Source organism: Streptomyces sp. NPDC058812 (assembly GCF_042744565.1).
GTDB lineage: Bacteria > Actinomycetota > Actinomycetes > Streptomycetales > Streptomycetaceae > Streptomyces > Streptomyces thinghirensis.
In genome coordinates, this window is record NZ_JBHYOB010000024.1 from 98947 (window position 1) to 108548 (window position 9602).

The following is a 9602-nucleotide window of genomic DNA, read 5'->3' on the forward strand; positions in this document are numbered from 1 at the left end:
GGAGAACGACCATGCGCGAGACCATCGACTTCGGCATCGACCTCGGCACCACCAACAGCGCCATCGCGGTGGCGGAGGACGACGGTGTTCGGGTCATCAAGAACAACGACGGCTGGGACTTCACGCCCTCGGCCGTGTGGGTCCCCAAGGAGGGGGTGATCCACGTGGGCAGGCGGGCCAGGGAACGCACGGAGAGCGATCCCGACAACGCGTACGCCGAGTTCAAACTGGAGATGGGGGCGGCGGGCGCGGGCCGCCTCTTCGAGCGTACGGGCATCTCGCTCACGCCCGAGGAGCTCTCCGCCGAGGTGCTCAAGTCCCTGCGGCAGGACGCCGCACACGAGTACGGTTACCAGCCCGAGGCGGCCGTCATCACCGTCCCGGCCTCCTTCGCCCTGAACCAGAACAACGCCACCAGCTCCGCCGCGGCCCTCGCCGGGCTCGGCGAGCACTGCCCGCTGGTGCAGGAGCCGACCGCCGCCGCCATCGCCTACGGCGTGCAGGACACCTCCGATTCCGCCCACTGGATGGTGTTCGACCTGGGTGGCGGCACCTTCGACGCGGCCCTGATGAGCAAGCGCGACGGCGAGCTGCAGCTGATCCAGCACGCCGGTGACCCCTACCTCGGCGGCAAGCTCATCGACTGGGCCTTGGTCGACGACCTGCTGGCCCCCGCGGTGCGGCGGGACCTCGGCCTGGCGGACTTCAGCCGCAACAACCGCCGTCGCTGGCGCAAGAACTTCGCCAAGCTCAAGCTGGAGGCGGAGAACGCCAAGATCGCGCTGTCCCGCGCCGGTTCGGTCGAGATCTCCGCCGACCTCGACGACGGCAGCGGCGGCACCGAGCCCTTCGAATTCACCCTGACCCGGGGCGCCCTGGACGATCTGGCGCTGCCGTTCTACACGCGCGCCATCCGGCTCTGCCGGGACGCGCTGGCCCACAGCTCGCTGCGCCCCGACCACATCGACCGGTTGCTCCTGGTCGGCGGAGCCACGCTCAGCCCCGGGCTGCGCGAACTGCTCGCCGATCCGGTCGAAGGCCCCGGGATCCGCCTCGACCACAGCCAGGATCCCACCACCGTGGTCGCGCGCGGAGCCGCCGTGTTCGCCCGTACGGTCCGGCTGCCGAAGAAGCCGCACAAGGCGGCGCCGGGCGAATTCGCGATCCAGCTCCACTATCCGGCACAGTCCGTCGACACCACCGGTATCCCGGTCTCCGGCAAGGTGAGCAGCGGTGGCGCGGTGGACTGGGCCCGGTTCACCGTCACCCTCAGCAACCCCGACGGTCGGCCGCCGTTCCGGGGCCCGAGCACCGAACTGGGCGCGGACGGCACCTTCTACACCGAGGTGGCCATCGACGCCGACGCCAGGTCGCGCTTCACCGTGGAGCTGACCGACAACTCCGGCACCCGGCGGAACCTGGCAGGGGACACGTTCTCCATCACCCACGCGGCCGTCGTCCCCGGCGACGCGGTGCTCACCGGCACCCTCGGCATCGGCAAGGCCGACGGAACCTTCGACCCGCTGCTGCGCAAGGGCACCACACTGCCGGCCCAGGTGACCAAGCCCTACCGGACGACCATCCCGCTGCGCCGCACCCAGCCGGACGCCGTCATCCGCATCCCGCTGCTGGAGGGCGAGCGCAGGCGCGCCGACCGCAACACCCGGGTGGGGCTGCTCGAGATCCGCCCGCGCGACATCCGGATCGACCTGCCCGCCCAGAGCGAGGTCGAGGTGACCTTCGAGATCCAGGCGAGCAACCGCGAGGTCCTCGTCACCGCCGACATCCCCCTGCTCGAGCAGCAGTTCGAGGCGAGTATCAACCGATCCGAGCTGCTCGCCCCCGAACACTCCGAACTCGTGGACCGCCTGCACGATCTGGAACAGCGGGCGCACCTCCTCCAGGACCAGGCCGAGGAGATCCACTCCGAGCAGGCACGGACCCGGCTGGAGGACCTCTCGGATCAGAAGACCATCCCCCAGCTGCGCAAGGAGGTCGACGCGGCGGCCGTCGACACGGGCGCCGCCGTCACCAGCGACCGGCGGATCCGCGATGTGGAGGCACAGCTCGACGACATCGAGGAGGCGATCGAGATCCCGGGACTGCAACGCGAACTGTGGGATCTGCTCAGCGCCTGCGAGGACATCGTCGAGCAGGTCGGCGGGGGCCCGTCGGACCGGCGGGAGCTGCAGAGCATGCGCGACCGCGCCAGTTCGCTCGGCGACGACGCGACCCCGGCGGACCTGCGGCGGCTCATCAAGCGGGCCGGGGAATTCCATGTCGAACTGCTGCGCCGCACCGACCAGTGGGAGTACGCCGTCTTCCACGCGCTGGTCGAGATGCGCGACGAGATGTTCTCCCGCGCCCAGGCGGACGCCGCGATCCTGGAGGGCCGCCGCGCCGTCGCCGCCGGCGACCGCCGCGCCCTCGCCGGTGTCAACGAGCGGTTGCGCCGACTGCTGCCCCCGGGAGCCGCCGAGGAGGCCGAGCGGCTCTCCGGCGGCATCAACTAGTCAGCCCACAAGGAGTCGACGGTGTCCACATCCCGAATCCCGACGGGTGTCCCGCCCGGCGCGATCCTGTCCGCCGGCGGGGACGGCACGGTGACGGACGGCGCGCGGCCGGGCCGTCCGGAACCCGGCGTCGAGGAAGCCGGGGCCACGGCCCCTGCCGCCGAGTCGCTCCGGGTCGCGCTGCTCGTCTCGCGTGCCCGGACGGCGGCCCGCTCCGGGGACCCGGATGGTGCCCTGCGCCTGCTGCACGAGGCCGACGAGCCCGGGGTCGCGACGCATCGGGACGTACTCGACCTGCTGGCCCGTGTGTACGCGCAGCGAGGAGACCTGGCCCGGTCGGCGGAGTACTGGCATCGGGTCCAGGAACGGCGACCGGGGGATCCGGCCGCCTCGGCCGGGCTGGCGAGGATCGACCGGCTCGGCCGACGCGGCCCGCGAGCGGCACTCTCCCGGCACCGCGCCGGTACGGCACTGGCCGCCGCGGTCTGCGCCGTGGCCGCGGTCACGGCCTGCGCGGTCGTCCTCACCGACGGCGTTGGCGCGGGCACGACGCAGCCGGGTCCGTCGCGGGCCGAAAGCGCGGAACAGCTCGCCGAGCGCCTCGACGCCGAGCGCCGGGCCGAGCGGGCACGGGACCAAGTCCGTGAGACGGCCCGCCGGACGGAGGCGGCCACGGCGCTGGCCGACACGCTGCGGGCACCGGGCATCAGCCCGGTGGTGCGGGAGAGCTCCGTGGAGGTCACCTTCACCGACGGGCTCTTCTCCGAGGGTGCCCGGCTGACCCCGACCGGCGCCGAGCGGCTCACCCGACTCGGCGAACGTCTGGCCGGGCGGACGGTGCGTGTCGAGATCTACGGCCAGACCGCCACCGTGCCCGGCGCCCCGACCAGCGGCGGCTCCGTCCTCTCCCTCTGGCGTGCTCTCATCGCCGCCCGGGAGCTGAGCGCCGCCAGCGGCAAGCCCCTCACGGCCTTCACCACGGCCAGCGCGGACCAGCGCGACGCGGCGCACGAGACCGCCGCGAGGAACCGGACGGTCACGGTGGTGATCACGCCCGGCTAGCCGACGGCTCCGCTCAACCGAAGATGTCGTACGTACGGCGGTAGAGCGCGTCGGTGTGGTCGCGGACGTCCCGGTACACCGCCCCGAGACGGCGGTAGAGGTCGTGGTCGTCCCGGTTCGGGAGGAAGACTTCGCCGGCGCGGCACTGGACGCTTCGGCGCGGCGGGCCGGGACGCCGTGCACGTCGGCGTGGATCCGCATCATCAGATCGGAGCGTGAGCCGCCACCTGAGACGATGACCTCGCGGTAGGTGGTGCCGAGTTCCTCCGCCATGCGTGCCGTCGTGTCGTGGATCGTCATCGCGAGGGCCTCGAGGATCGACCGGTAGATGTGGAACTCGCCGAGCAGGTCGCGGTACCAGCTGACCGTCCACATGCCGCGCCGCACTCCGCCGGACTCGTACAGGTAGGAACGAGGCACGGAGGCGTAGTCGACCCAGAAGTCGGTGACGTTCGTGACGTTGCGGGGCCCGGTCGCCATGCCCGCCACGTACGTGCCGAGTGAGACGAGGAGTGTGTCGGGGATGCGCAGTCCGCGGCCCAGGGCCTCGAAGGCCTTGTCGTTGGCCGTGGCGACCACGGGTACGCCGGCGGGGATGCCCGTGTGCCGCGCCGCGCCGCGGCATCGGTGACCTCTCCGAGGACGTCGCCGGGCAGCACGAGGTCGGAGAGGAGCTCGCGCCGCGTGCCGAGCTCGGCGATCTCCGCGTCGTCGTCGGTCCACCGCCAGGTGTCCGGGGCGAGGGGCCGCATGCCCGCGTAGTCGGCCGCCGTGCCACGGAAGTTCCCCGTCGTCCGGTGACTGATGTAGCCGGAACTGGTCGTGACGCGGGCGGCCTCCGGGCCGGTGTCCGTGTACGGCAGGCCGACGCGCTCGTCCATCCAGCTCATGACGGGCTGGCCAGTGTGCCGTCCGCCTTGAGAACGGCGCGGCAGAGGCGGATGGTGCAGAGTCCCGCTGGCGACGACGGAATGGTCCTCCAGGAGAGCGGGCAGCGGTGGGGGTGTCCGAGGAGCTCTCCTGGAAGACGCAGACAGTGTCCTTCCGCTCAGGGTATGAGGCCGGCGTCGGCCCGTGGTGTCCGGCCCGGGAGGCCGGCGTTCGGCCACGGCCCGGCGGTTGCCGCCCTCACCCCGCGACCGGCGGCGGAGTGCCTCGTCCCGGGTGCCGGGGGCCGGACTACTCGGCGGGGTCCTCTTCCGTCCGTCGGATGGCGCGCTTGACCGCGCTCTCGACGGCTTCCGCCGACTGGCCGCTGACCGTGGCGTGATCGGCGATCGCCGCCTGTGCGGCCTGGGCGGCCTCCTGCCAGGCCCGGTGCTGCACGTCGAACTCCTCGCCCTCGAGTCCGGCGAGGCGCGCACGCTGCTCGTCCGCCGCCCGCTCAAGGACGATCAGGTCATGGGGAATGTCCACGCCTCCGATCCTAGGCCCGGATCCGGCGGTGCCCCAGTGCCGACCCGCGGGCGCCCCGAGGGGGCCCCGCCCCTGGAGGCCGGGGCGGGGCTCGCGGTGGGTGTACCGGGGCTGGTGCGGCGAGGCCCGTGCGCCCGGTCAGTCCCCGACCGTGACGGCCCGCGGCGTCGGCACCGGTGCCCGGGAGGCCGCCGAGAAGCCTGCCGAGAAGTTGTCCTCGACCTCGGCCTTCTCGGCCGCGTTCGGGTAGGGATTGGTGCACGGGACACCCGCGCTGGAGCCCGACATCAAGCTGGAGCAGGGGCCGGGCTTGCGGTCCGGCAGGCCCAGGATGTGACCGAGTTCGTGGGACGAGATGCGCACCGTGTTGTAGCCCTGGTTCACGGCCTGGCGTCCGATGTAGACGGTGCCGTTGCCCAGGGAGGTGGGCAGGGCGCGCGGCCAGCCGTTGTCGGCGAGGATCCGGATGTTGGCGCGCTGCCCGGACGTGGCGGGACGCAGTTCCACGCCGTCGACGCTCTCGTTCCAGATCGCCGCGCCCCGGTCGACCGCGGACGCGAACTCCGCGGAGCCGCTCGCGTCGTAGGTGAGCACCCGGGCGGCGGACAGGGGGAGCGTGGTGCCACCGGTCGGTTCGGCGGCCACGGCCTGGCCGTTCAGCAGGGGAAGGGACACCAGCAGAGCCGCGGTCAGGCCGCCGGTCAGGGTACGGACGTGCATGATCGACCTCCTTGTGGGGGAAGGGGAGTCGTGTGCATGACACCATTGGGCACCCTGCCCACCGCACACGGTTGCCAATCCGCCATTCCGGCCCGGCTCGGCATATTGCGGGACGGGCCGTCAGCGGATGCGGTGGGTCTCCCAGAAGGGGCCGAGGTCCTCGTCCGTCAGGGCCTGGGCGGCCTTCTTGAAGTCGGCGGTGGTGGAGACGCCGTACCAGTGGTCCTGGGCGTATCGCTTGAGAAGACGTGCCATGGCGCCGGCGCCGAGCGTGCGTTCGAGGTCGGCCAGGGCGCAGGGCCCGGCCGTGTAGACGAGGTGGTACTCGCCGGGGTGCTGTGACCAGTAGGCCATGGAGCCGGTCAGCGCGGTGCTGTCGTCGGGCCAGTAGACGTCCGACCAGCAGTCGCGGGTGTCCCAGCCGTAGTACCGGGCGTTGGCGTACTGGGCGAAGCTCTCGTCCAGCCAGGGTGAGGCGTACTCGTCGTTGCCGACGATGCCGTACCACCACTGATGCGCCACCTCGTGGACGACGGCGCTGCCCTCCTCGGTGGTGCCCAGGAGGACGAGGCCGGGGTACTCCATGCCGCCGCCGAAGCGGCTGGTCATCACGAGGTCGATCTCGCCGTACGGGTAGCGGCCGAACTCCCTGCCGAACCGGTTGATCGAGGCGACGGCGTCCACGCGGTTGAGGCGCACGCCGGCGGCGGGGGTGTCGGGCGTCCAGTACGACTTCACCCGCACGCCTCCGGGCGTTGTCTCCGTCGCCGTACGGAACGGACCCGCGGCCCAGGCGAAGTCCCGCACCCGCTTCGCGACGCTGAGCGTGACCGTACGGCCGGGACCGCCCGGAAGGGCGCGGGTGTGACCGGTCGCGGGAACCTTCAGTTCCGACGGATGGTCGAGACGGACCCGGAAGTCGCCCGTCAGGGCGTAGAAGCTCTCACCCAGCGCCACGTACGGGTCGAGGTGCCAGCCCTTCGCGTCACGCACGGCGAGCACCGGCAGCGCGTTGCCCAGGAAGCGGTAGGCGCCCTCGCGGCCGAAGCGGGCGTTGCGGTCGGGAACGGTGATGGAGACGTCGAAGGCGACGGACGTCCGCTGACCGCGGGCGAGCGGCTCCGGCAGAGCGATGCGCAGGGCCGTGCAGTGCACGGCGAGACCACCCGGTGTGCCACCGTCCACGTGCGAGACCGTGACGGGGGAGCGCGCATCGGGTGTACCGCACTGGTCCTCGCCGTTGCCCCACAGACGGAGGTACACCTCGCGCAGCGGACGGTCGGACGCGTTCCGGAACGACACACGCTGCCGTCCGGTCCAGTGGCTGCCGTCGGCGTCGGAGCGCAGCGTCACGTCGTAGCGAGCGCGATCGGGCGTCGCGGCGGCCCTCGACACGTCCGGACCCCCGGTCATCGAGCCGGCATCACTCGTGCCGAAGGCGACCGACACGACCAGCGCCACCAGCGCGACGAACAGGCGACGACCGGACAGGAACGACCACACGGCTGAGGGCGTCATGCCAGCGGATACTGCCACATCACGCCGAACCCCGTGGGGAGTTGGGTGGTTCGCACGCCTGGCGAACGTCGGTCGGCTCGACGGGGTGGTTCGCCGTCGGGCGAAGCGGTCACGGGATTGGACGGGGCGCGCCGGATTGGACGGGAAGGCCCTAGGGGCGGCGAACGGCGATGGTGGGTTCCGGCGCCGTCCGGGCGAGCCGGGTCTGCGAGCGGAAGGTGCGGCGGTAGGCGTCCGGCGGCACACCGACCGTCCGGTGGAAGTGCCGGCGCAGCGTCGTGGCGGTGCCCATGCCGGTTGCCGTCGCGATTGCGTCGATGGTGTCGTCGCTGGTCTCCAGCAGTTCCTGCGCGTGGCGGATGCGCTGGGTGAGCAGCCACTGCAGCGGGGTGGTGCCGGTCGCCGACCTGAAGTGGCGGCCCAGGTGGCGCGAGCTCATGCGTGCCTGGCGGGCCAGGTCCTCGACGGTGAGCGGGTGGTCGAGCCGCTGCAGGACCCAGGGGAAGAGCTCGGCGAGCGGGTGGTTGTCCGGGGCGGGGACCGGAGTGGTCACGAACTGCGCCTGCCCGCCGTCCCGGTGGGGCGGCACGACCAGGCGGCGGGCGAGCCTGTTGGCGACCGACGAGCCGTGGTCGAGGCGGACGAGATGGAGGCACAGGTCCATGGCCGCCGCCTTGCCGGCGGAGGTGAGCACGCTGCCGTTGTCCACGTAGAGGACGTCCGCGTCCACCGTCACCCGTGGGTGGCGTCGGGCCAGCTCCGCTGTGTGGGCCCAGTGCGTGGTCGCGCGCTTGCCGTCCAGCAGGCCGGCGGCGGCCAGCACGAAGGCGCCCGTGCACAGGGAGGCCACACGCGCGCCGGCCTCGTGGGCCTCGCGCACCGCGTCGATCAGTTCGGCCGGCGGATCCTGGTCGATGTCGGCCCACCCGGGCACGATCACGGTGTCGGCGTGCGGGAGGCGGTCGAGTCCGTGGTCGGGCTCCAGCCGGAAGCGGCCGACCCGCACGGCGCTCGGGCCGCAGACCGAGAGGCGGTACCAGGGATCGACCATGCCCGCCGGGCCGGTCCCGAAGACCTCGCACGCCAAGGACAGCTCGAAGTGCAGCATGCCGTCGGTGGCGGCCAGCGCGACAGTGGTCATGTCCGGAATTGTATGGGCCATGGCGTTCCGGACGGTAGTGGCGGGCGCCGATTCTCGTGAGGATGTTCGTGTCAGAGCGCAGAGGGTCGTTCGAGTACAGGAGAGAACTCATGGAGTCGGGCCAGACAGTGGCGGTGTTCGGCGCGTACGGGCACACCGGGCGGTTCGTGGTGGACGAGCTGAGGGAGCGTGGCTTCCGCCCGGTCCTCTCCGGTCGCGACGTCGGGAAGCTGAAGGAGCTGGCATACGAGACGGGGCTGGAAGCCCGCCCGGCGTCGGTCGACGACCCGGCCTCGCTCGACCGTGCGCTGGCCGGAGCGGCGGCCGTGATCAACTGTGCCGGCCCCTTCGCCGTGACGGCCGCACCGGTGATCGAGGCGGCCCTGCGGGCGGGGCTCCCGTACCTCGACGTGGCGGCCGAGATCGAGGCCAACGCCGACACCTTCGCCCACTTCGCCGACCGGGCCCGGGACGCGGGGGCGGTGATCGTCCCGGCGATGGCCTTCTTCGGCGGACTCGGCGACCTGCTCGCCTCCGCCGCGATGGGTGACTGGACGGTGGCCGACGAGGCGCACATCGCCTACGGACTGAGCAACTGGCATCCCACCGCCGGCACCCGCACGGCAGGCGCCGTCTCACGGCAGCGGCGCGACGGCCGGCGGGTGCGCTACACCGGCGGGCGGTTGGAGTACACGAACGACGCCACCCGGACCCAGGACTGGCCCTTCCCCGACCCCGTGGGACCGCGTCCCGTGATCGCGGAGTTCACGATGGCCGACGTCGTGACCATACCGAGCCATCTGACCATTCCCGAAGTGCGCACCTACATGACGGTCGAGGCGGCCCGCGACATCGCCGCCCCGGACACGCCGACGCCGGCCGCGGTGGACGAGCGCGGGAGATCCGCCCAGACCTTCCTCGTCGACGTCCTGGTGCGCTCGGGTGACACCGAACGGCGCGCCGTGGCCCGGGGACAGGACATCTACGCCGTGACCGCGCCGCTGGTGGTGGAAGCGCTCGGCCGTGTCCTCGACGGGCGGGCCGCCGCGGTCGGGGTCGTCTCCGCGGGCGAGGTCTTCGACGCGGCGGACTTCCTCCGTGCGCTGTCCCCGCACATCAGCCTGGAGCTGCACCCTTAGAGGTCCTAACAGAAGTTGTTGATCATGTGACTTTCAGCTTGGGTGGTCGTTGGGCTGTTCGTGGGGAAACGACAGTCGCGGCCATGGATCGTG

At 72.1% G+C, this 9602-nt stretch carries 7 protein-coding genes and 1 pseudogene; 3 read left to right on the plus strand and 5 right to left on the minus strand.

Going from position 1 to position 9602, the window contains the following annotated elements:
* Nucleotides 1-11 precede the first annotated feature (11 nt).
* Both ACFW48_RS34330 and ACFW48_RS34335 read left to right on the plus strand, forming a co-directional pair.
* Nucleotides 12-2513, plus strand: coding sequence for an Hsp70 family protein (locus tag ACFW48_RS34330; protein WP_386321903.1), 2502 nt, complete (start codon nucleotides 12-14; stop codon nucleotides 2511-2513).
* A gap of 21 nt (nucleotides 2514-2534) precedes the next feature.
* Nucleotides 2535-3575, plus strand: a complete 1041-nt coding sequence (locus tag ACFW48_RS34335; protein WP_386321904.1) for a tetratricopeptide repeat protein — start codon at nucleotides 2535-2537, stop codon at nucleotides 3573-3575.
* Between the two features lie 204 nt (nucleotides 3576-3779).
* Here the strand turns inward: ACFW48_RS34335 and ACFW48_RS34340 are convergent.
* The 5 genes and pseudogenes from ACFW48_RS34340 to ACFW48_RS34360 all read right to left on the minus strand — a co-directional run.
* Nucleotides 3780-4055 (minus strand): annotated as a pseudogene (locus tag ACFW48_RS34340) (FGGY-family carbohydrate kinase); the annotation flags it as partial.
* Between the two features lie 699 nt (nucleotides 4056-4754).
* Nucleotides 4755-4991 carry a hypothetical protein gene (locus ACFW48_RS34345; protein WP_386321906.1) on the minus strand — a complete coding sequence of 79 codons (237 nt, stop codon included), beginning with the start codon at nucleotides 4989-4991 and terminating at the stop codon, nucleotides 4755-4757.
* Nucleotides 4992-5129: 138 nt separating this feature from the next.
* Nucleotides 5130-5711, minus strand: coding sequence for a snapalysin family zinc-dependent metalloprotease (locus tag ACFW48_RS34350; RefSeq protein WP_386321908.1), 582 nt, complete (start codon nucleotides 5709-5711; stop codon nucleotides 5130-5132).
* 120 nt (nucleotides 5712-5831) lie between these two features.
* Nucleotides 5832-7124 carry a M1 family metallopeptidase gene (locus ACFW48_RS34355; RefSeq protein ID WP_386321922.1) on the minus strand — a complete coding sequence of 431 codons (1293 nt, stop codon included), beginning with the start codon at nucleotides 7122-7124 and terminating at the stop codon, nucleotides 5832-5834.
* Nucleotides 7125-7380: 256 nt separating this feature from the next.
* Complete coding sequence (locus tag ACFW48_RS34360; protein ID WP_386321910.1) at nucleotides 7381-8370, minus strand: helix-turn-helix domain-containing protein; 990 nt, start codon at nucleotides 8368-8370, stop codon at nucleotides 7381-7383.
* A gap of 110 nt (nucleotides 8371-8480) precedes the next feature.
* Between ACFW48_RS34360 and ACFW48_RS34365 the strand changes: the two genes are divergently transcribed.
* Nucleotides 8481-9509, plus strand: coding sequence for a saccharopine dehydrogenase family protein (locus ACFW48_RS34365; protein ID WP_386321912.1), 1029 nt, complete (start codon nucleotides 8481-8483; stop codon nucleotides 9507-9509).
* Nucleotides 9510-9602: the final 93 nt, after the last annotated feature.